Source organism: Kitasatospora sp. NPDC058115, from assembly GCF_042884635.1.
Classification (GTDB): domain Bacteria; phylum Actinomycetota; class Actinomycetes; order Streptomycetales; family Streptomycetaceae; genus Kitasatospora.
In genome coordinates, this window is the sequence record NZ_JBHVTL010000014.1 from 142,456 (window position 1) to 166,588 (window position 24,133).

The following is a 24,133-nucleotide window of genomic DNA, read 5'->3' on the forward strand; positions in this document are numbered from 1 at the left end:
GACGACCATCGACCGACGTCCGGAGGACTCACATGACCACCACCCCGGCCCGCCCCGTGCCCGCGACGCTGCCCGGCCTCTCCGTCGCCCACGGCCGCCCGCACCGCGACGGCGCCGTCCTCGACCTGTTCACCAGCTGGGCCCGCCGCACCCCGCACGCCCCCGCCCTGATCGACGGGGACCTGACCCTCGGCTACGCCGAACTCGACCGCCTCGCCGACGACGTGGCCCGGCAGCTGGCCGGGCACGTGCGCCCCGGCGACCTGGTCGGCCTCTGTCTCGACCACTCCGCCGCCCTGGTCGCCGCCACCCTGGCCGTCGCCAGACTGGGCGCCGTCCACCTCCCGCTCGGCCCGCGCCCCGGCGAGCGCCGGCTGCGGGCCGTCGCCGAACAGCTGCGCCCCGCCTGCCTGATCGGTGACCCGGAGCTGCTGCCGCCCGCCCACCGCGACGGGCTGCACCGCCCGCTCGCGGCCCCCGGCGCCCGGCGGACGGTGGCCGCCTTCGCCGATCCCGCGACCACCGGGGAGGCCGCGGCCAAGGCCCCCAGGGGCACCCAGTACACCGTGCTCACCTCCGGCTCCACCGGCCTGCCCAAGGCCGTCGCGGTCGGCCAGACCGCGCTCGGCGCCCTGCTCACCTGGTACCGCGAGCTGACCGGCCTCGGCCCCGGCGACCGGCACAGCCTGCTCATCGGCGTCGCCTTCGACCCGCACCTGATGGAGCTGTGGGCCGCCCTCGCCTCCGGCGCGGCGCTCGTCGTCGCCCCCGAGGCCGTCCGCTGGGACCCGGCCGCGCTCACCGACTGGTGGCGCACCGCCGGCATCACCGTCGGCGTGCTGCCCACCCCGCTCGCCGAACCCGTCCTGGACCGCCCGTGGCCCGGCGGGCTGCCGCTGCGCCACCTCATGGTCGGCGGCGACCGGCTGCGCCGCGCCCCCGGCCCGGACGTCACCGCGACCGTCCACAACGCCTACGGCCCGGCCGAGGCCACCGTGGTCACCACCGTGCACACCATGGCGCCCGGCGACGGCCACGGCGCCGGCGCGCCGCCGATCGGCCGCCCGATCCCCGGCGCGATCGTCCTGGTGACCGACGAGAACGGCCACCCGCTGCCGCTCGGCGAGGCGGGCGAACTGCGGATCGGCGGCCAGGGCCTGGCCATCGGCTACCTCGACGCCGGGCTCACCGCCGAGCGCTTCGTCTCCGCGCCCGACGAGGTCGACGGCACCGACCGGGTCTACCGCACCGGCGACCGGGTCCTGATGCGCCCGGACGGTGTGCTGGAGTTCCTCGGCCGACTGGACGACCAGGTCAAGGTCAGCGGTGTGCGGATCGAGCCGGCCGAGGTCGAGGCGGCCCTCGAACGCGACCCCCGGGTGCGGCGCGCCGCCGTCGTCGCCCGCCCGGCCCCGGCCGGCGGCGGCGCCCAGCTGCTCGCCTTCGTCCAGCCCACCGCCGCCGGGGCCGGACCGGCGGACGGCGCCCCGCTGCTGGAGGCGGTGCGGCCCTGGCTGCCCGAGCAGGCCGTGCCGGGCGTCCTGCGGCTGGTGGACGCCTTCCCGCTGGACGCCAACGGCAAGATCGACCGGGCCGCGCTGCTCAAGGCCGAGGAAGCGGCCGCCCAGCAGGACGGCCGGGCCGCCGGGGAGGTGACGACGCCCACCGAGCGGACCGTGCTGCGGATCTGCCGCGACCTGCTCGGGCACACCGCTCTCACCCTCGACGACAACTTCCTGGACGCGGGCGGCACGTCCGTCACCGCGGCCCGGCTGCTGGCCGCCCTGGAGGAGGAGTGCGGGGTGCGGCTGCGCGCGCCGCAGCTGCTGCGCCAGCCCGACCTGCGGGCCGTGGCGCTCCTGCTCGACGAGCGGGCCGCCGGCTGACCCGCCGCGCCGCGCCGCCCCTCCTCCCGACCCTCGCCGCAGGGCGCTCCGGCATGCCGCCGGGGCGCCCGGAAGGACCCGCCCATGACCGGCCCTGTCACCACCGTCCCCGAGCTCGTCGCCCGGCAGGCCGCCGAACGCCCCGACGCGCTCGCCGCCACCGACGGCAGCACTACCCTCACCTACCGCGAACTCGCCACCGCCGCCGCCCGGTTGGCCGCCGAACTGGCCGCCCGCGGGGTCCGCCCGGGCAGCGCCGTCGGCCTGCTCTGCGCCCGCGCCGCCCGCCTGCCCGTCGCCCAGCTCGCCGTCTGGTGGGCCGGCGGCCACGTCGTCCCGCTCGACCCGGCGTACCCGCGCCCGCGGCTGCGCGCCATGCTCGACGACGCCGGCGCCCGGCTCACCCTCGGCGACAAGGCACTGCTCGCCGAGGCGGGCCTGCCCGAGGAGCACGTCCTCGTCCTCACCGAACTCGGCCCCACCACGATCGCCGGCACCGGCCCCGGGACGCCGCGCACACCCGGGCCCCCGGCCCCGGACGCGGCGGCCCTCGTCTACTACACCTCCGGCTCCACCGGCCGCCCGAAGGGCGTGCTGGTCCCGCACGGCGCCGTCGCCGACCTGGTCACCGCCGCCGACGGCCCCGCCCTCGGCCCCGGCGACCGCGTGCTGCACCACTCGCCGGTCGCCTTCGACGCCGCCACCTTCGAACTGTGGGGGCCGCTGGCCCGCGGCGCCGCCGTCGCGCTGTCCCCGGCCGAGCGCCCCAGCGCCGAGGAACTCGCCCGCGACGTCGAGCGGTTCGGCGTCACCACCGCCTTCCTCACCACCGCGCTGTTCCACCAGCTGGCCGCCCGCCGCTCCCGGGTCTTCGGCGTGCTGCGCACCGTGCTGGCCGGCGGCGAGGCGCTCTCCGCCGGGCACGCGGACGCCGTGCTGCGGGCCTTCCCCTGGCTCCGGCTGTTCAACGTCTACGGACCCACCGAGGCCACCACCTTCACCACCCTGCACCGGGTGCGGCCCGCCGACCGCACCGGACCGGTGCCGATCGGCCGCCCCTTCGGCGGCGCGGGCACCCTCGTCCTCGACGCCGACCGCCGCCCCGTCCCCGACGGCACCCGCGGCGAACTGTGGATCTCCGGCGCCCGGGTGGCGCTCGGCTACCTCGGCCGGCCCGGCCTGACCGCCGAGCGCTTCGCCGTCCTCCCCGGCACCGGCCGCGCCTACCGCACCGGCGACCGGGTGCTGCGCCGCCCGGACGGCGTCCTGGAGTACCACGGCCGGCTGGACGACCAGGTGAAGGTGCGCGGCTTCCGGATCGAGCCCGGCGAGGTCGAGCACGCCCTGCGGAGCCTGCCCGAGGTGGCCGAGACGGCCGTCGTGGTGCGCCGGGCCGGCCAGGAGGACGCCGCGCTGACCGCGTACGTGGTCCCCGCCGAGGGCCTGCGCCCGGCGCCCGAGGCGCTGCGCCGCCGGCTCGCCGAACGGCTCCCGGCCCACCTCGTCCCGACCGCCTGGACGCTGCTCGACGCGCTGCCGCTCACCGGCAGCGGCAAGGTCGACCGGCGCGCGCTGGCCGCCGACGACGGCGCACCGGCTCCCGCCCCCGGCGCCACCCCCGCCCCCGGCGCGCTGACGCCGATCCAGCAGGTGGTCGCCGCCGCCTGGTCGCGCGCCCTGGAGCACCCGGTCACCGCCCCGGACGCGGACTTCTTCGCCGAGGGCGGGCACTCGCTGCTCGCCATGTGGGTGGTCGACGACCTCCGCGAGGACCTCGGCGTCGACCTGCCGCTCGGCGACTTCCTCGACCACCCGACCGTGGCCGGCCAGGCCGCGCTGGTCGAACGGGCCCTGCTGGCCGCCGACGCCGACGCCGACGCCGACGCCGCCGACGCCGACGCCGCCGATGCCGACGCCGATGCCGACGCCGATGCCGACGACGGGGCCGAGGCCGCCGCCGCGCAGACCCCCGAGGAGCCCGCCCGATGACCAGCCAGGCCGACCTGCTCCGCCGCGCCCGCCGCCGCGCCTCGGCCGCCGCGTCCGCCGACCCCGGCGCGCCCCTCACCCGCACCCCCGGCCCGGCCCCGCTCTCCCACGCCCAGCAGCGGATGTGGCTGATGGAACGCCTCGGCCAGGGCGGCCCCCGCTACCACGTCCCGCTGGCCACCCGGCTGCGCGGCCCGCTGGACCTCCACGCCCTCGCCACCGCCCTGACCGGCCTCACCACCCGCCACCACATCCTGCGCACCCGCTACGGCCACCACGACGACCGCCCCCACCAGGACACCGGACCCGCCACCCCCGTCCCGCTGCCCGTCCGGCACGCCACCCCCGAGGCCGCCACCGCCCTGCTGCACGCCGAGGCGGCCCGGCCCTTCGACCTCGCCGCCGGCCCGGCGTTGCGCGCCCTGGTCGTCCGGCACGCCCCCGACGACCACACCCTGCTGCTCACCCTCCACCACATCGCCGTCGACGGCGGCTCGCTGCCCGTCCTCGCCGCCGAACTCGCCGAGCTCTACGCGGCCGCCGCCGACGCCCGCCCGCCCGGCCTGCCCGAACCGGGCCTCCAGTACGCCGACTACGCCCGCTGGGAACGCGCCCGCGACGACCGGCTCGCCGCCGCGGCCGCCGAACGGGCCGGCCGCCTCGCCGGCGCCCGCCCGCTGCCGCTGCTGCGCGCCGTCCCGCCCGGCACCCCCGAACGCCGCGCCGTCCTGCACACCGCCCCGCTCACCGCCGGGACCCTCGACGGCCTGCGCCGGCTCGGCGCCCGGCACGGCGCGACCCCGTTCACCGTCGTGCTGGCCGCCGCCTTCGCCGCCCTGCGCACCGCCACCGGCGGCTCCGACCTCGTCCTCGGCTGCGCCGGCGGCCACCGGGCCAGGCCCGAACTGCGCCGGCTGATCGGCCTCCAGGTCAACACCCTGGCCGTGCGCGCCCGGCTGCCCCGGCCCGGCGGCGACCCGGCCTTCACCGAGGTGCTGGCCGCCGTGCGCACCGCCCTGCTCGACGCCCAGGAGCACCACGAGGTGCCCTTCGACCTGGTCGTCGAGCACCTCGGTCCCGCCGCCCGGGGCGAGGACGGCACCCCGCTGCTCGCCGTGAGCTGCGACCTGGTCCGCCCCCCGGAGCCGCTGACGCTGCCCGGCCTCACGGCGCGGGCCGTCGAGGTCGACCTCGGGCTCGCGAAGTTCGGCCTGAGCCTGCTGGTCGAGGACGGCCCCCGGCCGCGCAGCCTGCTGCAGCACGACCCGGCGGTGCTGGACGAGCCCACCGCGCGCCGTCTGCACACCGCCTTCACCGACCTGCTCACCGCCCTCGCCGCCGACGCCGACCGCCCGCTCTCCGAACTGCCCGGCGAACGCCTCACGCCGCCCGGCGGCGAACACCCCGCCGTCACCGCCCTGCTCGCCGACCCCCGGGTCACCGACGCCGCCCTCCACCTCGCCGGCCATGGCCCGGCCCTCGCCTACGCGAGCGTGCGCGGCCCGGTCGCCCCCAGCGGCGCCGAACTGCGCGCCGCGCTGCGCCGCCGGCTCCCGCAGACGGACCGGCTGCCGCTCGCCGTCACCCTGCTGGACCGCATCCCACGCCACCCCGACGGCACCCTCGACCCCGCCCGCCTCCCCGGCCGGACCGCCGCCCCGATGTGCCTGCCGGAGGTGGTGGAGGTGTTCGCGGAGGTGCTGGGGGTGCGTTCGTCGCCGGACGGGGACTTCCTGCGGCTCGGTGGTCATTCCCTGGCAGCGGTGCAGGTGGCGGAGCGGCTGCGGGGCCGGGTCGGTGTGCCGTTGACGGGTCTGGACGTGCTGGAGCAGCGCACCCCGCGCGCCCTGGCGGTCCTGCTCGCCGCCCGGGCCGCCGAACGCCGCGCCACCCCCGGCCGTCGCTCGGCGCCCGGGCGGCCCGCCGCGCGCGCCGGGACGGTGCTGCTCACCGGCGCCTCCGGCGGCGTCGGCGCCGCGGTCCTGCAGGAACTCCTCGCCCAGGGCCGCCCCGTCCGGGCGCTGGTGCGCCCCGAGTCGGCCCACCTGGTGGCCGCCGCCGGTGTCGAGGTGGCCGAGGGCGACCTCGCCGACCCGGACAGTCTGCGCCGGGCCGTCGAGGGCGTGGACACCGTCGTCCACGCCGCCTGCACCTTCACCGAGCACGCCGTCGACCTCGCCGCGATGCGCGCGCTGGTCGGCGGCTGGCGCGGCACCGGCGGGTTCGTCTTCGTCAGCAGCGTCGACGCCTACGGCCGCCCCGCCCCGGGCGAGGTGGCCGAGGGCGCCCCCGCGGCCGGAGCGCTCAGCCCGTACGGCCGGGCCAAGCTCGACTGCGAGCGGATCCTCCTGGACGCCGCCCCCGCGGCCCGCGGCCCGGTCGCGGTGGTCCGACCGCCGATCGTCTGGGGCCCGCACCGCCGGCTGCGCGACCAGCTGCGCTGGGGTGCCACCGGCACGCTCTACCAGGCCGCGCTGGCCGGCCGCCGGATCCTCCTGCCACCCGCGGACGGGGGCCGGGCGGGCGTCGGCTGGGTGCACTCCGCGGCGCTCGCCCGGGCCGTCACCGCGAGCACGGCGCTCGCGCCCGGCCGGGTCGTCAACGCGGTCACCGGCCATGTCCCCTGGGCCGGGTTCACCGCCGAACTGGTCCGGCTGCTCGGTTCGTCCAGCCCCGTCGTGCACGGTCCGGACGCCGACCCCGAGCTGCTGCGGCCCTGGCACTACCGGGCCGACGCGCTGGCCGGACCGCTGCGCCCGGAGCCCGGCGAGGACTGGCGGACCGTCCTCGCCGCGATGACGGTCGGCACCGCCGCGCGCTGAGCACGCGCGCCGGGCAGGCGGACACCCCGGGACCGTGAGGCCCCGGGGTGTCCGCCCGGTCACCGCCGGCGCGCGCTCAGCCGCGCCGGTCCCAGCGGTAGAACTCGCGCGCCATCGCGTCCTTCGGCCCCCGCCAGGTGGCCGGGTCGTAGGCCTGGACGAACGCGGCGAGCGCGTCGCTGATCGCCCGGAACTCGGGATGGCCGGTCACCTGGGCGACGGCCGGGCCCGGCGGGCGGTCCGCCTCGATCAGGTGCAGGTAGACGTCGCCGAACTGGAACAGGCTGCGTCCGGTCACCCCGATCAGGTGCGGGAGTTCACCCCGGTTGTCGGAGTCGGCGAACACCTCGGCGATGCCGGCGGCCGCGTCCGGCTGCATCCGGGCGACGATCAGGGCGCGGTGGGTCTGCGCCGTCCCGGGCACGCTCCCGGGGGTGGTCACGGGGGATGCCATGATCAGACCTCCGCCGCCTTCTTCTCGACCTTCTCGCGGATCAGCTGCATCTGGATCCGGGAGTTGCGGTTGATGTGGTTGACCATGCCCTCGTCGTCGACCGGGGCGGTGGGCTTCATCGCGAAGTCCTGCACCCAGCGCATCCGGGTGCCGGCCGGCACCTCGGCGTACTCCCAGCGGATGTCCATGAACTCGAACGGGCCGGGCTCCACGCGCCGGGCGTTCACGGCGAGTTCGGAGCGGTCGGTGGTGCGCTCGGAGACCCAGCTCCACACCTTGCCGTCCTCGTCGGGGTGCATGGTCAGCCGGAACCGCACCCGGTCGCCGTCGCGCTCCAGCACGTCGACGGAGGCGTACTCGCTGAACAGCTGCGGCCAGTTCTCCAGGTCGTTGGTGACCTCCCAGACCAGGTCGAGCGGGGCGGCGATGACGATCTCGTTGTCGGTGTGTCCGGGCATCTCAGGCACCCGCCTTCGCGGTGACGGCGGAGTTGACCAACTGCAGGAACTCGGCGGGGGTCTTGGCCGACTCCGCGCCGTTGGTGACCTTCACGCCGTGCCGGTTCTCCAGTTCGCCGACCACGCCGAGCAGGCCGAGGGAGTCCACGCCGAACTCGTCGAAGGCGGCGCCGGGGCGCTCCAGGGAGGCCGGGTCGATCACGACGCCGGCCCGGGCCTGGATGAGCGCCGCGAGTTCGGGATAGCTGAGGGTGTTGCTCACGGGGATGTCCCTTCGTTGCGAGCGAGTGGTGAGCGGGGAGGGTGGACGGGGGTGGGCGGGCGGTGGTGAGCGGGCGGAGCAGGGGATCGGGACGGGTTCAGGACGGCTCGCCGCGCCGGAGCACCAGCGCCGAGTTGGAGCCCATCAGCCCGCGGCTGAGCACCAGCGCGGTGCGCAGTTCGGCCGGCCGGGCCCGGCCGGTCACGAGGGCGAGGTCGTGGGCGACCTCGGTGACATGGGGAGTGGGCGGCAGCACGCCGTCCTCCATGGCGAGCACGGCGGCGGTGGTGTCCAGCGCGGGGGCGCCGCAGTAGGCCCGCCCGGTGCCGGACTTGGGGGCGGTGACCGGGACCCGCTCGGCGTAGGGGCCGAGCGCGTCGGCCAGCGCGAGCGCCTCGGCGCGGTCGGCGGCCGGGACGCCGAGGGCGTCGGCGAAGACCACGTCGATCTCCTCCGCCGCGATCCGGGCCCGCTCCAGGGCGATCCGGATCGCCGCCGCCAGGCCCTCGCGGGACTCCACCCAGCGGGAGGCCCCGGTGAACGTCGCGCCGTGGCCGGCGATGTACGCCCGGACGGCGGCCCCGCGCCGGCGGGCGGTCGTCTCGTCCTCCAGCAGCAGCATCGCGCCGCCCTCGGCGGGGGCGAAGCCGGCCGCGTCGGGGGAGAACGGCAGGTAGGCCCGGTCGGGCCGGTCGGCGAGGCTCAGCTCGGGGTAGCCGAGCTGGCAGACCATCGAGTAGGGCGCGAGCGGGGCCTCGGCGGCGCCGACCACCACCGCGTCGGTGCCGTGCTCGACGGCCCGGGCGGCGTGCGCGAGCGCGTCCAGGCCGCCCGCCTCGTCGCTGGCCACCACCGCGCACGGGCCCTTGTAGCCGCCGCGGATGGAGATCTGGCCGGTGCTGGCCGCGTAGAACCAGGCGATCGACTGGTAGGGGCCGACGAACTGCGGACCCTTGCCCCACAGTTGCTGCAGCTCGCCCTGGCCGAACTCGCCGCCGCCGGAGCCGGCCGCGGTCACCACGCCCACCGCGTACGGCTGTTCGGGGTCGGCGACGAAGCCGGCGTCCGCCACCGCCTGGTCGGCGGCGGCCATCGCGTAGTGCGTGAACCGGTCGGTCTGCACCAGGTAGCGGTTGTCGATGGCGGCCCGCGGATCGAAGTCCCGCACCTGGCCCGCGATGCGCAGCGGGAGGTCCGCGCAGCCCTCGCGGGATATCCGGTCGAGGACGCTCACGCCCTGCCGGGTGGCCTTCCAGAAGGCGTCGGCCCCCACGCCGTTCGGTGCCACCACGCCCAGGCCGGTGATCACCGCCCGGCGGTTCTGCTGACGTGACGTCATGGATCTCACCCCGTTCTTGTGAGCACGACGGCGGACTGGAATCCGCCGAATCCGCTGCCGACCGACAGGATGTTCCGCAGCGGCAGCTCCCGCGCGGTGCGCGGCACGTAGTCGAGGTCGCACTCCGGGTCGGGTGTCTCGTAGTTGGCGGTCGGCGGCACCACCCCGCGGTCCAGCGCGAGGGTGCAGGCGACCACCTCGATCGCGCCGATCGCGCCGAGCGAGTGCCCGACCATCGACTTGATCGAGCTCATCGGCGTCCGGTACGCGTGCTCGCCGAGCGAGCGCTTGACAGCCGCCGTCTCGTGCCGGTCGTTCTGCTTGGTGCCCGAGCCGTGCGCGTTGACGTAGTCGACGTCCTGGCGGTCGATCCGGGCGTGGTCGAGCGCGTGGTCGATCGCCCGGGACATCTCCAGCCCCTCCTGGGTGAGGCCGGTCATGTGGTACGCGTTGCCGAAGGTCGAGAAGCCGCCGATCTCGCCGTAGATCCGCGCGCCGCGCCGGCGGGCGTGCTCCAGCTCCTCCAGCACCAGGACGGCGCCGCCCTCGCCGAGCACGAAGCCGTCGCGGTGGGCGTCGAACGGCCGGGAGGCGTGCGCCGGGTCGTCGTTGCGTTCGCTGGTGGCCTTGATGGCGTCGAAGCAGGCGACGGTGATCGGCGAGATCGGCGAGTCGGAGGCGCCGGCGACGCAGATGTCGGCGCGCCCGTCCTCGACCGCCTGGAAGCCGTAGCCGATGGCGTCCAGACCGGAGGTGCAGCCGGTGGAGACGGTCTGCACCGGCCCGTGCGCCCCGGTCCGTTCGGCGACCGCGGAGGCGAGCGTGCTGGGCGCGAACGCCCGGTGCAGCTGCGGTTCGGCGAGCCGGTGGTCGACGTCCCAGCGCGCGCCGCCGGCGCTGACCAGGGCGTAGTCGTGCTCCAGCCGGGTGGTGCCGCCGACGGCGGTGCCGAGCGAGACGGCGATCCGCCACGGGTCCTCGGCGGCCAGGTCGAGTCCGGCGTCGGCGACCGCCTCGTCGGCCGCGACCATCGCGAACTGCACGTAGCGGTCGGCCCGTCGGACGTCCTCCGGGCCGAGCCCGTGGGCCGCCGGGTCGAAGTCGCACTCGGCGGCGATCCGGGACCGGAACCCGGCGGGGTCGAAGAGCGTGATGCCCCGGGTCGCCGTCCGCCCGGTGGTGAGGAGGTCCCAGAACGCCGGGACCCCGACCCCTCCGGGCGCGACCACGCCGATACCGGTGACGGCGACCCGACGGCGGCTCACGAGCCCACCTTGGCGTGTTCCGGCGGGCCGGAGTTGACCACCGGCCCGGTCTCCTCGGTGTCGACGTGGCCGAGTTCGGGGCGCGGCGCCAGCGGGCCGAGGTGGAAGACCATCTTGGCCACCGAGTCGCCGACGTTGCGGAACCGGTGGCGCATGTCGACCGGGATCAGCAGCCCCTGTTCGGGCTTGAGCGCCCGGGTCTCGCCGTCCAGGTCCACCTCCAGGTCGCCGGTGACGACGAACACGAACTCCTCGGAGTACGGGTGGTAGTGCTCGCCGATCCGCTCGCCCGGCTGCAGGATGGCCAGCCCCATGAACCCGCTGGTGGCGCCGCAGGTGGTCGGGGTGAGCATGGCGCGCAGGTCGCCGCCGCGCCGGCGGTTCTCCGGGGCCTCGGAGACGTGCACGATCCGTGGGTACTGCGTGGACATGGTTTCTTCCTTCTGTTGCCGGGGCGGGAGGTGGTCAGGAGTCCTGGGACGTCCGGTCGGTGACCGGGTTCATGCTGCGGGCGGCGAGGAAGGCGCGCAGCCCGGCGTCGGTGCGCAGGTCGCCCTCCGGACCGAGGTCGAGCAGCCGGCCCAGGAGGGTCGCCTCGCGCTCGCCGGCCACGCCCAGCGCCGCCGCCGGGTCCGCCTCCGGCGGCACCCGCAGGTCCACCAGCCGCACCACGACGTCCTCGCGGTGGAAGACGGTGCTGCCGGCCACCGGGCCGGTCGGGTCGGCGGTGGCCAGGAGGTCGTACTCGGCGAGCAGGTCGGTGACCACCTTCCCGTTGCCGGGCTTCACCGGGTACAGCACGGCGTGCCGGTGCAGCCGCCCGGAGACGGGGGAGCCGCCCACCGCCTGGTTGGCGGCCGGCAGCGCGGCCCGGGCGAAGAAGGCGCGCGCCGCCTGCGGGTCGCCGAGTTGGCGGGCCTCCTCCAGGTACGGGTTGATCGCCTCCTCGACGGCGCGCACCTCGGGCTGCATCGCGACGTGCCGCAGCGCGTCGCCCAGGCTGCCGATCACCTCGACCGCGCGGACCACCCGGTTGCCGTGCATGAACAGCGAGGTGCGCCGCAGCCGGGTGGTTCCGTCCACCTCCGCGCGGGGGGAGGCGTAGCCGGACAGGATCCGGGCGACCTCGGGCTCGCTGCCGGGCTCGACGGTGAAGGTGAGCGCGTGCCGGACCACCCCGTCCGGGCCCGGGTCCGCCTTCGGCGGGCCGGCCTGCCCGGCCGGGGCGGAGCGCGGCAGGTCGGCCGGCACCTCCAGCGGCGCGCGGCTGCCGGTGGCGCCGGCGGCGGAGGTCTCCCGCAGGATGGCGTAGCGCAGCGAGCGGAAGGTGTCGCTGACGCAGCCGTGCATCGGCTTGACCATCTCCCGGTGGGCCGGGCTGTCCACCCACTCCAGGAAGGTCTCCTGGTCCTCCCACTCGCTGGTGATCAGCCACTGGCGGGGGTCGTTGATCGACTGGCAGAGCTGGTCGCTGACGTGGCCGGGGACGGTCGCGACCTGGTGGCGCAGCTTCTCGTACACGTCCATGAAGCGCTGCTGGGCGCCGTCCTGGATCTCCAGCATCAGCACCACCCGCAGGCGGGTCTCGGAGGGGGAGTGCTGCCGGGCGGGCGGTTCGGACAGGGTCGTCATGATCCACTTTCTGCTTCTGGGCCGCGCGCGTCGGGGGCCGCGTGCGGCGGCGCCGGTGCCGGTGGGGGCCGGGCGGCCCCCGGCGGGAGGGGTGCTGCGGTGTCGGTCGGCCATCAGGCCTGAGGTCGATCGTGCGCGGCGCTCCCGGGTGGCGCGAGATATGCGGGCCATCCGGGCGAAGAGACGGCACAAGGCCCCCGGCGCGGGGGACGGTAGGACCGGGCCGCCGTGCCCGCGAGCCCCCGAGCGGGCTGCGCCGAGCCTCGTATTCGGCCCCGAACTCCCGTACAGGCTGGAGCAATTGATGAATCCGAAGGTGGACGACCGGGTACCGGTCCTGATCGTCGGCGGCTCGCTGGTCGGGCTGTCGGCCTCGCTCTTCCTCGGCCGACTGGGTGTCAGGCACCTGCTGGTCGAGAAGCACGCCGACACCTCGCATCACCCGCGCGGCCGAGGCAACAACGTGCGGACGATGGAGCTCTACCGGGTGGCCGGGATCGAGCCGGCGATCCGCGAGGCGGCGTCCGTGCTGGCCCCCAACCACGGCATCCTCCAGGCGCCCTCGCTGACCGGCGAGGAGCAGGAGTGGCTGTTCCGGGAGATCGACCCCGGCGGGCGGCTGGCCCGGTTCAGCCCCAGCTCCTGGTGCCTGTGCAGCCAGAACGACCTGGAGCCGGTGCTGCGCCGCGCGGCCCGCGACCTGGGCGCCGAGATCCGCTTCGGCACCGAGCTGCTCTCCTTCGAACAGGACGCCGACGGGGTGACGGCGCTGCTGCGCAGCCGGGAGACCGGCGAGGAGCGGGTCGTCCGGGCGGAGTACCTGGTCGCGGCGGACGGTCCGCGCAGCCCGGCCCGCACCCGGCTGGGCATCGGCCAGAGCGGCCAGGGCGAGCTGTTCCACAACGTCAGCATCACCTTCCGGGCGAAGCGGCTGGCCGAGGCGGTCGGCGACCGCCACTTCATCGCCTGCTACCTCACCAATCCGGAGGCGGACGGCGCCCTGCTGCCGGTCGACAACCGGGAGGAGTGGGTCTTCCACGCGCCCTGGCACCCGGAGCACGGCGAGCCGCTGGAGGCGTTCACCGACGAGCGCTGCGCCCGGCACATCCGGGCCGCCGTCGGGATGCCCGAACTCGACGTCGAGGTGACCGGCAAGGCCCCGTGGCACGCCGCCGAGCGGGTCGCCGAGCGCTACTCCGGGGGTCGGGTCTTCCTGGCCGGGGACTCTGCGCACGAGATGTCCCCGACCGGCGCGTTCGGCTCCAACACCGGCATCCAGGACGCGCACAACCTGGCCTGGAAGCTGGCCGCGGTGCTCTGCGGCTGGGCCGGCCCGGGGCTGCTGGAGACGTACGGGCAGGAGCGCCGGCCGGTGGCCCGGGTGACCGGCGAGCGCGCCTCGGCCCGCTCCGCCGAGCACAGCCACCCCGGCTACGCCGTGGTCCCGGGCGTCGGCCGGCAGGCCGGGGTGCTGGCGGTGGCGCTCGGCTACCGCTACCGGGAGGGCGCGGTGCTGGGCACCGACCCGGCCGGCCCGGTGGTCCCGGAGGCCTTCGAGTCGGCGGGCGAGCCGGGCAGCCGGGCCCCGCACCAGTGGCTGCTGCGGGCGGGCGTGCGGCTGTCCACCCTCGACCTGTACGAGCAGGCGATGGTGCTGCTGACCGGCTCGGCGGGCACCGCCTGGCGGGACGCCGCCCGCCGGGCGGCCGACCGGCTGGCCGTCCCGCTGGACGCCTACCGGATCGGTGACGGCGCGGACGACGACCTGGCCCCCGAGCCGGGCGCCGACTTCGCCGCCCTGCACGGCGTCCGCCCCGACGGGGCCCTGCTGGTGCGCCCGGACGGCTTCGTCGCCTGGCGGTCCGAGCACCCCGCCGACGACCCCGAGGCCGCCGTGGAGCACGCCCTGCGGTCGGTGCTGTCGCTGTAGCGCGACGCGGAAGGGGCCCGCCGGCCGCACGGCCGGCGGGCCCCTTCCGCGGTGTCGGACGGTGTCTCAGTGACCGCCCTCGTCGACGACCTCGACGTCCTCGATGTTCCGCTCGATGATCTCGGCCGGCAGCGCGACCCGGATCGCCCAGTAGTAGATCACCAGGGAGAACGCCGCGACCGCCGCCATGTCCCACCACATCGGGATCCGGCCGGTGCCCTCGCCGAAGCCGCCCTGCCAGGAGATCAGGCCCAGGCCCAGCAGGTAGGCCGGCAGCCACTGGGCGGCCCGCCAGTCCATGTGCGGGGCGTTCGGCAGGCCCTTGCGGATCGCGTACGTGGCGTAGCTGCCGAGCAGCAGGTAGCCGATGACGATCGCGATGCCCAGGCGGGACAGGGTGTGCCAGCCGGACCAGTAGATGATCAGGCTGGAGACGATGAAGGACGCCGGGGAGATGATCGCGCCGCCGGGCAGGCGGTACGAGCGCTCGCGGGCCGGCAGCCGGCGGCGCAGGGCGCCGAAGGCGAGCGGGGCGCCGGCGTACATGAGCACGCTGGCCGAGGTGATGAAGCCGACCAGCTCCTGCCAGCTCGGGAAGGGCATGAAGCAGACGACGCCGGTGACGAACGACATGAGGAGGCCGAACCACGGCGCGCCGCGCTTGTCGACCCGCTCGAACAGCTGCGGCGCGTAGCCGTTCTTGCTGAGGCCGTAGGCGATGCGGGAGGTGGAGGTGGTGTAGATGAGGCCGGTGCCGCCGGGGGAGACGATGGCGTCGAAGTACAGCACCCAGGCCAGCCAGCCGAGGCCGACCAGGGTGGCGAGGCCGGCGAAGGGGCCGTCGATGCCGGGGAAGTCGAGCTTGTCCCAGCCGCCGGCGAAGGTGGAGGCGGGCAGCGCGGCGATGAAGACGACCTGCAGCAGCACGTAGATCGCGGTGCCGATGGCGACCGAGCCGAGCACGGCGCGCGGGATGTCGCGCTTGGGGTTGCGGCTCTCGCCGGCCAGCTGGATCGCCTGCTCGAAGCCGAGCAGGGCGAAGATGATGCCGCTGGCGCTGACGGCGGTGAGCACGCCCTTGATGCCGAACGGGGCGAAGCCGTGCGAGGTGAAGTTGGAGCCGTGGAAGTTGCTCACGGACAGCACGAAGATCGCGAACAGCGGGACGAAGATCTTCAGCCAGGTGGCGGCGCTGTTGGTGCGGGCGAGCACCCGGACGCCGAGGAAGTTGACCGCCACGAACAGGGCCATCAGCAGTACGGCGACGACCATGCCGCTCGGGGTGAGGGTGCCGTTGTCGTTGAGGAAGCCCTGCGCGAACTCCCAGTGCCCGGCGTAGCCGATCATCGCCTCGACCTCGATGGGCGCGACGGTGGCGGCCTGGAGCCAGGAGAACCAGCCGAACGACATGCCGGCCAGCCCGCCGAAGGCGTAGTGCGGGTAGCGGGCGGTGCCGCCGGCGACCGGGAACATGCCGCCGAGCTCGGCGTGCACGAAGGCGAGCAGCACGATGGCGACCGCGCCGATGCCCCAGGAGACGAGCGCCGCCGGTCCGGCGACGACGACGGCGTTCTTCGCGCCGTAGAGCCAGCCCGAGCCGATGATCGAGCCGACCGAGGCCCACATGAGGCCGATGAGACCGACTTCGCGGCGCAGCGACCGGTGGGTGGTGGTTCCGGTGCCGGAACCGGTGCCCGAACCGGGCGGGGAGAGCTGGTTGAGGGAGGCCATGCGCAATCTCTCTGTGCTGTGGGGGCTCCGGTCGTGCGGAGCTCGGAGAGTTGACACACGGTAGGCGGATTCAGGGACATCTGCACAGATTTCATTACTGAATGTTTACCTACTTCGCAGGATATTTCCGCAGGTAGGCGGCCATCTGTTCATGCACCCGTTACGTGACGGATGAGTAGTTTCGGCATTTGAGCCAGATTTGAGCATTGATTGGTCCCGGCGCGGGATGATAAGGCGGAACCGGTGATGAAAATCAGGCTGTTCGTATAGAGATGCAGCCCGTTCCGGGTGTCACGTAGGGTGGCCCCATGCGTTCCCGGATCCTGCCGCCGCCCGTCCGCTAGCGGGCGGCCCACTCCACGCACCCAGCCCGGCGGCCGCGCCGTTCCCGGGCCGACGAGTGCCGCCCGCTGCGCCGGTGGACCTCATCCGGCCGGGCCCCGCCCGGCACCCCGTCGTGGAGATCGAACGCATGACCACTCATGCCGCCGTGCCGTTCCGGCACGGCCTGCTGTCCATCTCGGCCGCCGCCGTCGCCTGGGGCGCGGGCGGGGCCGTGGCCGCCCTGCTGATGGGCGCCGCCGGGCTCGGCCCGGTCGCCGTCTGCGCCTGGCGGTTCGCCGTCGCCGCCGGCTGCCTCGCCCTGCTGCCCGCCCGGGCCGCCGCCGGGTCTCGCCGCGCCGCCGTGCTCACCGGGCTCGGGCTGGCGGTCAGCCAGTGCGCCTACTTCGGCTCGGTGCGGTACGCCGGGCTCGGCCTCGGCACCCTGGTGACCATCGGCGCCGGGCCGGTGCTCACCAGCCTCGGCGCCCATCTGCTGCTCGGCGAACGGCTCACCGGCCGGGCGGCGGCCGCCAACCTGCTCGCCCTGGGCGGGCTGGTCCTGCTGGTGGCGGGCCCGGCGAGCGGCCCGCGGCCCGCACTCGGGGTGGCGCTCGCCGCCCTGGCCGGCGCCGGGCAGAGCGGCCTCACCCTGTGGGCCCGGGCGGGCGGCACGGCCCGCGCCTCGACCGGGGCGTTCGCCACCGGCCTGCTCTGCCTGCTGCCGCTCGCCCTCACGGTGGACGGCGGTGTGCTGCCGACCGCCGGGGCGCCGCTGCCGACGGCCGCCGCCCTGCTGTTCCTGGGCACGGTGCCGACCCTGCTCGCCTACCGCTGGTACTTCGCCGGCCTGACCGTCGTCCCGGGGGCGACCGCGGCCGTCCTGGTCCTGCTCGAACCGGCCGCCGCCGCGGCCCTCGGGGTGGCCTTCTTCGGCGAGCCGCTCACCCTCGCCCTGCTGGCGGGCTCCGCCCTGCTGCTGACCGCCATCGCCGCGCTCACCCGCCGCTAGGGCTCGTCTCCGCACCCCCGCCTGCCGGGCGACACCTGGGCACGCACGCCCCCGGCCTCCGGCCGGGAGGCACCCCCGCGCCGCGTTGTCGTCGGTCGCCGATGGCCCCCAGCCTGGCGGCCGGGAGGTGCCCCCACCGCATGGACTCCCTCCTCCGCCTTGCGATGCACGCACCCGGACGCCGCCCGGCCCGCCCTCCGGGCGGACGGTGGGGGTGTGAAGACGACCCCTGGGGCCTGTCCTGCGGGTCGGGCCGGCCCCGGCCCGGCCCGCAAGGCGCCCGCCGGGGTCCGGCCCGCGCCCGCGCGGCCGCGTCCGGTCAGGGCACCGGGCGCAGGGTCGGCTGGGCGGGGACGAGGGCGCGCAGCACCAGGTCGACGTGGACGTGGGCGGCGCCCGCGCGCAGCAGCGCGGCGGAGACGGCGCGTAACTCCTCCGGGCCGGTGCAGGCGAGCCGCAGTTCGAGGTCGGCGTCGCCGGCCAGCGCCAGGCCGCTCTGCACCGCCGGGAGCTCGGCGGCCAGCCGGTCGAAGTCGAGCGGGACCGGGCCGTAGCTCACCCGGGCGAGGGCGTGGAGCGGGCGGGCCGGCTCGGGCTGCGGCGCGCCGGGGACGAGGTGGAGCGCGCTCACCGGCGCTGGAGCCGGGCGCCGGGGCGGGGAGCGGTGCGCCCGGCGGCCGGGCGGGCGCCGGGGCCGGCGGCGCCCACCGGCGGGGCGACCAGCCGGGGGTCCAGGACCAGTTCCTCGATGCCGAGCGGCGCGGTGAGCGCGCGCAGCGCCGGTTCGCCGAGCTCGACGGCGGCCTGCTCCGGGCCGAGCAGCTCGGCGAGCGCGCCCGCCGAGCTGAAGGCGACCGCGCAGCGGCGGCCGTCGCGCAGGCGGAAGAGGCGGAGGGAGGTGGTCCGTCCGGTGACGGTGACCGGAACGTGCCAGACGACGACGCGGGCCATGCGGGTGCTCCCGAGTGGTGGAGAGGGGCCTGCCGGAACTGCTCGTACTGCTCGGTACTGCGCTGACTGCTCGGTGCTGCTCGGAACCTCTGCCCATGACGCTAGGGCGGTCACGGGCGCACGGTGAACAGTCCTGACGCAGCGTTGACCGAATGCCGCACCGCGTTGACGGAGTCCTGACGGTCGGGTGCACCGCTCACCGGACGGCGCTCTCCGGGCCGCTCCGCTTGCCCCGCGGCGGCCCCGGGACGACGGTGGAGCTGATCCGATTCCGGGGGGAGGTGGAGCGAAGGGGCGGTCACGAGATATCTTGACGTCAAGACGTTGGAGACGTGAAGCGGAGTACCGATGACTGACTCGACCATCATCTATACGCACACCGACGAGGCGCCGGCCCTGGCAACGTACTCGTTCCTGCCGGTGGTCCAGGCGTACGCCTCGACGGCGGGCGTGAAGGTGGAGACTCGCGACATCTCCCTCGCCGGGCGGATCATCGCGAGCTTCCCGGAGCGTCTCACCGAGGACCAGCGGATCGGCGACGCCCTCGCCGAGCTGGGCGCGCTCGCCAAGACCCCGGGTGCCAACATCATCAAGCTGCCGAACATCTCGGCTTCGATCCCGCAGCTGAAGGCCGCCATCGCCGAGCTGCAGGCGCAGGGCTACGCGCTGCCGGACTACCCGGACGACCCGCAGACCGACGAGGACAAGGACGTCCGCGCCCGGTACGACAAGGTCAAGGGCAGCGCCGTCAACCCGGTCCTGCGCGAGGGCAACTCGGACCGCCGCGCCCCCGCGTCGGTCAAGAACTACGCCAAGACCCACCCGCACCGCATGGGCGCCTGGTCGGCCGACTCCAAGACCAATGTCGCCACCATGGGCGAGAACGACTTCCGCTCCACCGAGAAGTCGGCCGTCATCGCCGAGGACGGCGCGCTGCGCATCGAGCTGGTCGCCGAGGACGGCGCCACCACCGTGCTGCGCGAGTCGGTCCCGGTGCTGGCCGGCGAGGTCGTGGACGCCTCGGTCATGCGCGCCGCCGCGCTGAACGAGTTCCTGGCCGCGCAGGTCGCCAGGGCCAAGGCCGAGGGCGTGCTGTTCTCGGTCCACCTCAAGGCCACCATGATGAAGGTCTCCGACCCGATCATCTTCGGCCACGTGGTCCGCGCCTTCTTCCCGCAGACCTTCGCCAAGTACGGCGAGGTGCTCGTGGCGGCGGGCCTGAACCCGAACAACGGCCTCGGCGGCATCCTGGCCGGGCTGGAGAAGGTCCCGCACCTGGGCGAGGAGATCAAGGCCTCGTTCGAGGCCGAGCTGGCCGAGGGCCCGGCCCTGGCCATGGTCGACTCCGACAAGGGCATCACCAACCTGCACGTGCCGAGCGACGTCATCGTCGACGCCTCGATGCCGGCCATGATCCGCACCTCCGGCCACATGTGGGGCCCGGACGGCCAGGAGGCCGACACCCTCGCCGTGCTGCCGGACAGCAGCTACGCGGGCGTCTACCAGGCCGTCCTCGACGACTGCCGCGCCCACGGCGCCCTGGACCCGGCCACCATCGGCTCGGTCCCGAACGTCGGCCTGATGGCCCAGGCCGCCGAGGAGTACGGCAGCCACGACAAGACCTTCGAGATCGCCGCCGCCGGCACCGTGCGCCTGGTCGACGCCGCCACCGGCGCGGTCGTCCTGGAGCAGGCCGTCCAGCCGGGCGACATCTTCCGCTCCTGCCAGACCAAGGACCTGCCGATCCGCGACTGGGTGAAGCTGGCCGTCACCCGCGCCCGGGTCACCGGCAGCCCGGCCGTCTTCTGGCTGGACGAGAGCCGCGCCCACGACGCCGTGCTGATCGAGAAGGTCAAGACCTACCTGGCGGAGCACGACACCGCCGGTCTGCAGATCGAGATCAAGTCCCCGGTCGACGCCACCACGTTCTCGCTGGAGCGCATCCGCCGCGGCGAGGACACCATCTCGGTGACCGGCAACGTGCTGCGCGACTACCTGACCGACCTGTTCCCGATCCTGGAGCTGGGCACCAGCGCCAAGATGCTGTCGGTCGTCCCGCTGATCAACGGCGGCGGCCTGTTCGAGACCGGCGCCGGCGGCTCCGCCCCGAAGCACGTCCAGCAGCTGGTCAAGGAGAACTACCTGCGCTGGGACAGCCTGGGCGAGTTCTTCGCGCTGGCCGCGAGCTTCGAGCACCTGGCCCGCACCACCGGCAACGCCCGCGCCCAGGTGCTGGCCGACACGCTGGACCGCGCCACCGGCACCTTCCTCAACGAGGACAAGTCGCCGAGCCGTCGCCTCGGCGGCATCGACAACCGCGGCAGCCACTTCTACCTGGCCACCTACTGGGCCCAGGAGCTGGCGAAGCAGACCGAGGACGCCGCGCTCGCGCAGGCCTTCGAGGGTCTGGCCAAGACGCTCACCGAGCAGGAGCAGACCATCGTCGAGGAGCTCATCGCGGTGCAGGGCTCCGCGGTCGACCTGGGCGGCTACTACCAGCCGGACCCGGCCAAGGCCGCGGCCGTGATGCGCCCGTCGAAGACCCTCAACGAGGCGCTCGCCAACCTCGGCTGACCCGGGCGCTCGCCGCGTCACCGCTGAACCCGGAGGGCCCCGGGGATCCGTCGCGACGGATCCCCGGGGCCCTCCGGCCCTCCCGGCCCTGCGGGGCGCTCAGTGCCCCCCGCCCTCCGGCCGGGCGTGCCGGGGGAGCAGGAAGGCGGTCAGGAAGGCCGCGGCGAGCAGTGCGGCGACGAGCCCGTACGTCCAGCCGGCCGCGTGCCGGAAGCCGTCGGCGCGGGCCCAGCCGAAGAACGCGGTGCCGAGCAGGGCGACCCCCACCGAGCCGCCGAGCTGCTGCTGGGCGTTGAGGACGCCGGAGGCCGAACCGGTCTCGGACTCCTCGACCCCGGCCAGCGCGATGTCGAAGAACGGCGCCATGATCAGGCCGAGGCCCAGCCCGGTCAGCGCGAGCGCCGGGGCCAGCTGCCAGCTGGTGAGGCCCGCGTCCCCGCGCTCGACGGTGAACCAGAGGCCGAGCGCGCCCGCGACGGCGACGGCGATCCCGGCATGCAGCACCCGGCGGCCGTACCGGGGCGCCAGCAGGCCGCCGGAGAGGACGGCGCCGACGACCACGCCGACCGACAGCGGGATCATCGAGAGCCCGGCGTGCAGCGGGGTCCAGCCGAGGCCGAGCTGCAGGTGGAGGGTGAAGACCAGCAGGAGCCCGGAGAGCGCGGCGAAGAACACCAGGCCGGTGGCGAGCGCCGAGACGAAGGCCCGCTTGCCGAACAGCGAGGGCTCGACCAGCGGGGTGCCGCCGCGCCGCAGCACGCCGCGCTGGTGCCGGGTGAACAGCCACAGGACCGGCACCGAGGCGGCCATCGAGAGGAAGGTCCACAGCGGCCAGTCCAGCTCGCGGCCCTGGACCAGCGGGTAGACCAGCAGCAGGACGGCGAGGCCGAGCACCAGCACGCCGACCGGATCCAGCCGCCCGGCGCCGGGGGTGCGGGTGAGGTGGTCGGCGGGCAGGATCCGGGTGGCGGCGAGCACCGCGAGCAGGCCGAGCGGCAGGTTGATCAGGAAGACGGTCCGCCAGCCGAGGCCGAAGAGGTCGGCGTCGGTGAGGTAGCCGCCGAGGGTGGGGCCGAGCACCGAGGAGAGGCCCAGCACGGGGCCGAACAGCCCGAACGCGGCGCCGAGCTGCTCGGGCGGGAACATCGCCTTGACGAGGCCGAGCCCCTGCGGGATGAGCAGGGCCGCGAACAGGCCCTGCACGGTGCGGGCGGCGATCAGGGTGCCGGCGCCGGGCGCCGCCGCGCAGAGCAGCGAGGCGAGGGTGAAGCCGGCCGCGCCGAGGACGAACAGGCGCCTGCGGCCGAAGAGGTCGCCGAGCCGGCCGCCGGTGATCAGCAGGACGGCGAAGGCGAGCGTGTAGGACGCGGTGATCCACTGGATCTGGGCGTCACTGCCGCCGAGGTCCTGGCGGACGGAGGGCGCCGCGACGCCGACGATCGTGGTGTCGAGGAGGTCCATCACCTCGGCGGCGAGGACGACGGCGAGGCCCGCCCAGCGCAGCCGGTGGCCGGCGGTCGGGGGTGCGGGGGCCCGGGGTGGGGCGGTCTGACTAGTCATGGAGGCGGTCTCCGGAATCAGAACTGTCGACGAACGCTGTTCGTCGGAACGAACGCTGTTTGTTTCAACGAACAGTGTTCTCCCATGGAACAGTGTTCGTGTCAAGTAATCTGGGATCCGTCGCCGACCCCGAAGGAGCCCCCATGAGCAGTGCCGCCCCGCGTTCCGGCTGGCCCGAGCACTGGCAGGGGAAGGCGAAGGCCGCCCCCCGGAGGCAGCCGCTCAGTCAGGAGCGGATCGTCGAGGCGGCGCTGCGGATCGTCGACACCGAGGGCATGGACGCGCTCAGCATGCGCCGGGTCGGCCAGGAGCTCGGCACCGGCGCCGCCAGCCTCTACGCCCACGTCGGCTCCAAGGAGGAGCTGGTCGAGCTGGTCCTGGACCTCGCCTACGCCGGCATCGAGCTGGAGCCGGCCGACCCGGCGCGGTGGCAGGAGCAGATCAAGGACCTGTTGCGCCGCTCCCGGGAGGCCCTGCTGTCGCACCGCGACCTGGCCAGGGCCGCGGTGGTCGCCAACGTCCCGGTCACCCCGCACGCGATGGACATCGCCGAGGCCATGCTCGCCATGCTGCGGGCCGGCGGCCTGGACGAGCAGACCGCCGCCTACGGGGTCGATCTGCTCGGCCTGTACACCACCGCGACCGCCTTCGAGGCCTCCAGCCGGGGCGGCGCGAACACCCAGGAGTTCACCGACCGGATCCGCGCCTACTTCGCGACCGTCCCGGACGAGCGCTACCCGATGATCACCTCGATGGCCGCCGCGCTCACCCGCAACGTCGGCGAGGAGCGCTTCGAGTTCGGCCTGGACATCCTGGTCGCCGGCCTCGCCCGGCAGGCCCCGGGCGGCGCGGCCTGAGGACCGCCCCGGACACGCAGGAGCCCCCGTCCGTGATCGGACGGGGGCTCCCGGGGGGAACGGGCCGGGCTCAGCCGGCGTCGGCCGCGGGGCGCCGGCTGCGCTGGTCCAGCGAGGCCAGGTAGGCGTTGTACGCCGCCAGCTCGGCGTCACCGCTGCGGTCCTCGGCGCGGTCCCGGCGGCGCGAGAGCCGCTGCTCCGAGCCCATCCACTGGTAGACCAGCGCGATCAGCACGATCGCGGTCGGGATCTCGCCGAACGCCCAGGTGATGCCGCCCGCGAGCTTCTGGTCGGCCAGCAGGTCCGTCCCGGGCGGCGCGCCCTCGGTGGTGAAGGTGTTCACCAGCTGGTGGTTGGCCATCATCACCGCGACGCCGAAGAACGCGTGGAACGGCATGCCCATGAACAGCTCGATGATCCGCATCACGTGGCCGGGCCGGTGCGGGCCCGGGTCCACGCCCATGATCGGCCAGAAGAAGACCAGGCCGGTCGCCAGGAAGTGGACCATCATGAAGATGTGCCCGAGCCGGTACTGCATCAGGAAGTCGAACAGCGGGGTGAAGTAGACGCCGTACAGGCTCGCGATGAACAGCGGGATGGTGAAGGCCGGGTGCGAGATCACCTTGACGTAGGTCGAGTGCAGCAGCGCCACCAGCAGCTCGCGCGGCCCGCGCGGGCGCCCCTTGCCGGCCGGCCGCAGCGCCCGCAGCGCCAGGGTGATCGGCCCGCCGAGCAGCAGCAGGATCGGCGACAGCATGGAGAGCACCATGTGCTGCATCATGTGCGCGCTGAACAGCACCATGCCATAGTCGTTCAGACCCGTGCAGGTGACCAGGATCACCGAGCCGACACCCAGCACCCAGGCCACCGTGCGCCCGACCGGCCAGCCGTCGCCGCGCCGCCGCAGCCGGACCACGCCGGTGACGTACAGCGCGAGCGCGGCCAGGCTGCCGATCAGGAACACCCAGTCGGGGGACCAGGTGAGCACGTTGGAGAGCGAGAAGGGGCCGAGTTCGGTCATCCCGCCGTGGTGGTGCATGCCTGACATTCCGTCGCCCATCGGCGGGTCCTGCTTTCCCTCGTCACGGCC

Annotated in this window: 19 protein-coding genes; 7 read left to right on the plus strand and 12 right to left on the minus strand. The window is 75.1% G+C overall.

Annotation, left to right across the window (positions count from 1 at the left end; translation table 11 throughout):
- Positions 1 to 32 precede the first annotated feature (32 nt).
- From ACFVVL_RS17120 to ACFVVL_RS17130, 3 genes are all read left to right on the plus strand, one after another.
- Positions 33 to 1,886, plus strand: coding sequence for a non-ribosomal peptide synthetase (locus ACFVVL_RS17120; RefSeq protein WP_387675863.1), 1,854 nt, complete (start codon positions 33 to 35; stop codon positions 1,884 to 1,886).
- 84 nt (positions 1,887 to 1,970) lie between these two features.
- The gene (locus ACFVVL_RS17125) at positions 1,971 to 3,875 is read left to right on the plus strand and encodes an amino acid adenylation domain-containing protein (RefSeq protein ID WP_387675866.1); all 1,905 of its coding nucleotides are present in this window, start codon (positions 1,971 to 1,973) and stop codon (positions 3,873 to 3,875) included.
- The gene (locus tag ACFVVL_RS17130) at positions 3,872 to 6,697 is read left to right on the plus strand and encodes a condensation domain-containing protein (RefSeq protein ID WP_387675869.1); all 2,826 of its coding nucleotides are present in this window, start codon (positions 3,872 to 3,874) and stop codon (positions 6,695 to 6,697) included. The genes ACFVVL_RS17125 and ACFVVL_RS17130 overlap by 4 nt, the downstream gene beginning before the upstream one ends.
- Positions 6,698 to 6,773: 76 nt before the next feature.
- Here ACFVVL_RS17130 and ACFVVL_RS17135 read toward each other — a convergent pair whose 3' ends face one another.
- From ACFVVL_RS17135 to ACFVVL_RS17165, 7 genes are all read right to left on the minus strand, one after another.
- On the minus strand, positions 6,774 to 7,151 hold the full coding sequence (locus ACFVVL_RS17135; protein ID WP_387675871.1) for a TcmI family type II polyketide cyclase: 378 nt from the start codon (positions 7,149 to 7,151) through the stop codon (positions 6,774 to 6,776).
- Positions 7,152 to 7,153: 2 nt separating this feature from the next.
- The gene (locus ACFVVL_RS17140) at positions 7,154 to 7,609 is read right to left on the minus strand and encodes an SRPBCC family protein (RefSeq protein ID WP_380294918.1); all 456 of its coding nucleotides are present in this window, start codon (positions 7,607 to 7,609) and stop codon (positions 7,154 to 7,156) included.
- 1 nt (position 7,610) lies between these two features.
- The gene (locus ACFVVL_RS17145) at positions 7,611 to 7,871 is read right to left on the minus strand and encodes an acyl carrier protein (RefSeq protein WP_380294916.1); all 261 of its coding nucleotides are present in this window, start codon (positions 7,869 to 7,871) and stop codon (positions 7,611 to 7,613) included.
- A gap of 97 nt (positions 7,872 to 7,968) precedes the next feature.
- Entirely contained in the window at positions 7,969 to 9,210 is a 1,242-nt protein-coding gene (locus ACFVVL_RS17150; RefSeq protein WP_380294915.1) for a beta-ketoacyl synthase N-terminal-like domain-containing protein, read from the minus strand.
- A 5-nt stretch (positions 9,211 to 9,215) separates the two neighbouring features.
- A complete protein-coding gene (locus tag ACFVVL_RS17155) occupies positions 9,216 to 10,475 on the minus strand; it encodes a beta-ketoacyl-[acyl-carrier-protein] synthase family protein (protein ID WP_387675876.1) in 1,260 nt (419 codons plus the stop codon).
- On the minus strand, positions 10,472 to 10,906 hold the full coding sequence (locus tag ACFVVL_RS17160) for a cupin domain-containing protein (protein WP_380294912.1): 435 nt from the start codon (positions 10,904 to 10,906) through the stop codon (positions 10,472 to 10,474). Before ACFVVL_RS17160 ends, ACFVVL_RS17155 begins: the two co-directional genes overlap by 4 nt.
- Positions 10,907 to 10,940: 34 nt before the next feature.
- Positions 10,941 to 12,107, minus strand: coding sequence for a SchA/CurD-like domain-containing protein (locus tag ACFVVL_RS17165; protein WP_380294910.1), 1,167 nt, complete (start codon positions 12,105 to 12,107; stop codon positions 10,941 to 10,943).
- A gap of 304 nt (positions 12,108 to 12,411) precedes the next feature.
- Here ACFVVL_RS17165 and ACFVVL_RS17170 point away from each other — a divergent pair, with 304 nt between their 5' ends.
- A complete protein-coding gene (locus tag ACFVVL_RS17170) occupies positions 12,412 to 14,037 on the plus strand; it encodes an FAD-dependent oxidoreductase (RefSeq protein ID WP_380294908.1) in 1,626 nt (541 codons plus the stop codon).
- A gap of 66 nt (positions 14,038 to 14,103) precedes the next feature.
- On the opposite strand, the gene ACFVVL_RS17175 is transcribed toward ACFVVL_RS17170, so the two are convergent.
- The gene (locus ACFVVL_RS17175) at positions 14,104 to 15,768 is read right to left on the minus strand and encodes an APC family permease (protein ID WP_387675881.1); all 1,665 of its coding nucleotides are present in this window, start codon (positions 15,766 to 15,768) and stop codon (positions 14,104 to 14,106) included.
- Positions 15,769 to 16,240: 472 nt separating this feature from the next.
- On the opposite strand from ACFVVL_RS17175, the gene ACFVVL_RS17180 reads away from it, so the two are divergent.
- Positions 16,241 to 17,101, plus strand: a complete 861-nt coding sequence (locus ACFVVL_RS17180; protein ID WP_387675884.1) for an EamA family transporter — start codon at positions 16,241 to 16,243, stop codon at positions 17,099 to 17,101.
- Between the two features lie 319 nt (positions 17,102 to 17,420).
- On the opposite strand, the gene ACFVVL_RS17185 is transcribed toward ACFVVL_RS17180, so the two are convergent.
- A complete protein-coding gene (locus ACFVVL_RS17185) occupies positions 17,421 to 17,732 on the minus strand; it encodes a hypothetical protein (RefSeq protein ID WP_380298487.1) in 312 nt (103 codons plus the stop codon).
- Positions 17,729 to 18,052, minus strand: a complete 324-nt coding sequence (locus tag ACFVVL_RS17190) for an SAV_915 family protein (RefSeq protein ID WP_387675888.1) — start codon at positions 18,050 to 18,052, stop codon at positions 17,729 to 17,731. Before ACFVVL_RS17190 ends, ACFVVL_RS17185 begins: the two co-directional genes overlap by 4 nt.
- Before the next feature lie 348 nt (positions 18,053 to 18,400).
- Between ACFVVL_RS17190 and ACFVVL_RS17195 the strand changes: the two genes are divergently transcribed.
- Positions 18,401 to 20,626, plus strand: coding sequence for an NADP-dependent isocitrate dehydrogenase (locus tag ACFVVL_RS17195; protein ID WP_387675891.1), 2,226 nt, complete (start codon positions 18,401 to 18,403; stop codon positions 20,624 to 20,626).
- 99 nt (positions 20,627 to 20,725) lie between these two features.
- Here ACFVVL_RS17195 and ACFVVL_RS17200 read toward each other — a convergent pair whose 3' ends face one another.
- Entirely contained in the window at positions 20,726 to 22,186 is a 1,461-nt protein-coding gene (locus ACFVVL_RS17200; protein ID WP_387675894.1) for an MFS transporter, read from the minus strand.
- A 143-nt stretch (positions 22,187 to 22,329) separates the two neighbouring features.
- Between ACFVVL_RS17200 and ACFVVL_RS17205 the strand changes: the two genes are divergently transcribed.
- Positions 22,330 to 23,043: a TetR/AcrR family transcriptional regulator gene (locus tag ACFVVL_RS17205; RefSeq protein ID WP_387675897.1), complete on the plus strand. Its 714-nt coding sequence runs from the start codon at positions 22,330 to 22,332 to the stop codon at positions 23,041 to 23,043.
- A gap of 70 nt (positions 23,044 to 23,113) precedes the next feature.
- On the opposite strand, the gene ACFVVL_RS17210 is transcribed toward ACFVVL_RS17205, so the two are convergent.
- A complete protein-coding gene (locus tag ACFVVL_RS17210; RefSeq protein WP_380296577.1) occupies positions 23,114 to 24,082 on the minus strand; it encodes a cytochrome c oxidase assembly protein in 969 nt (322 codons plus the stop codon).
- Between the last annotated feature and the right edge of the window lie 51 nt (positions 24,083 to 24,133).

What these genes read in the sequence shown, in the direction of transcription:
- ACFVVL_RS17135 (WP_387675871.1), bottom strand. Translation starts at nt 7,151, where the DNA reads ATGGCATCCCCCGTGACCACCCCCGGGAGCGTGCCCGGGACGGCGCAG.
- ACFVVL_RS17210 (WP_380296577.1), bottom strand. Translation starts at nt 24,082, where the DNA reads ATGCACCACCACGGCGGGATGACCGAACTCGGCCCCTTCTCGCTCTCC.
- ACFVVL_RS17175 (WP_387675881.1), bottom strand. Translation starts at nt 15,768, where the DNA reads ATGGCCTCCCTCAACCAGCTCTCCCCGCCCGGTTCGGGCACCGGTTCC.
- ACFVVL_RS17140 (WP_380294918.1), bottom strand. Translation starts at nt 7,609, where the DNA reads ATGCCCGGACACACCGACAACGAGATCGTCATCGCCGCCCCGCTCGAC.
- ACFVVL_RS17150 (WP_380294915.1), bottom strand. Translation starts at nt 9,210, where the DNA reads ATGACGTCACGTCAGCAGAACCGCCGGGCGGTGATCACCGGCCTGGGC.
- ACFVVL_RS17205 (WP_387675897.1), top strand. Translation starts at nt 22,330, where the DNA reads ATGAGCAGTGCCGCCCCGCGTTCCGGCTGGCCCGAGCACTGGCAGGGG.
- ACFVVL_RS17120 (WP_387675863.1), top strand. Translation starts at nt 33, where the DNA reads ATGACCACCACCCCGGCCCGCCCCGTGCCCGCGACGCTGCCCGGCCTC.
- ACFVVL_RS17130 (WP_387675869.1), top strand. Translation starts at nt 3,872, where the DNA reads ATGACCAGCCAGGCCGACCTGCTCCGCCGCGCCCGCCGCCGCGCCTCG.
- ACFVVL_RS17125 (WP_387675866.1), top strand. Translation starts at nt 1,971, where the DNA reads ATGACCGGCCCTGTCACCACCGTCCCCGAGCTCGTCGCCCGGCAGGCC.
- ACFVVL_RS17200 (WP_387675894.1), bottom strand. Translation starts at nt 22,186, where the DNA reads ATGACTAGTCAGACCGCCCCACCCCGGGCCCCCGCACCCCCGACCGCC.
- ACFVVL_RS17170 (WP_380294908.1), top strand. Translation starts at nt 12,412, where the DNA reads ATGAATCCGAAGGTGGACGACCGGGTACCGGTCCTGATCGTCGGCGGC.
- ACFVVL_RS17160 (WP_380294912.1), bottom strand. Translation starts at nt 10,906, where the DNA reads ATGTCCACGCAGTACCCACGGATCGTGCACGTCTCCGAGGCCCCGGAG.
- ACFVVL_RS17195 (WP_387675891.1), top strand. Translation starts at nt 18,401, where the DNA reads ATGACTGACTCGACCATCATCTATACGCACACCGACGAGGCGCCGGCC.
- ACFVVL_RS17165 (WP_380294910.1), bottom strand. Translation starts at nt 12,107, where the DNA reads ATGACGACCCTGTCCGAACCGCCCGCCCGGCAGCACTCCCCCTCCGAG.
- ACFVVL_RS17190 (WP_387675888.1), bottom strand. Translation starts at nt 18,052, where the DNA reads ATGGCCCGCGTCGTCGTCTGGCACGTTCCGGTCACCGTCACCGGACGG.
- ACFVVL_RS17180 (WP_387675884.1), top strand. Translation starts at nt 16,241, where the DNA reads ATGACCACTCATGCCGCCGTGCCGTTCCGGCACGGCCTGCTGTCCATC.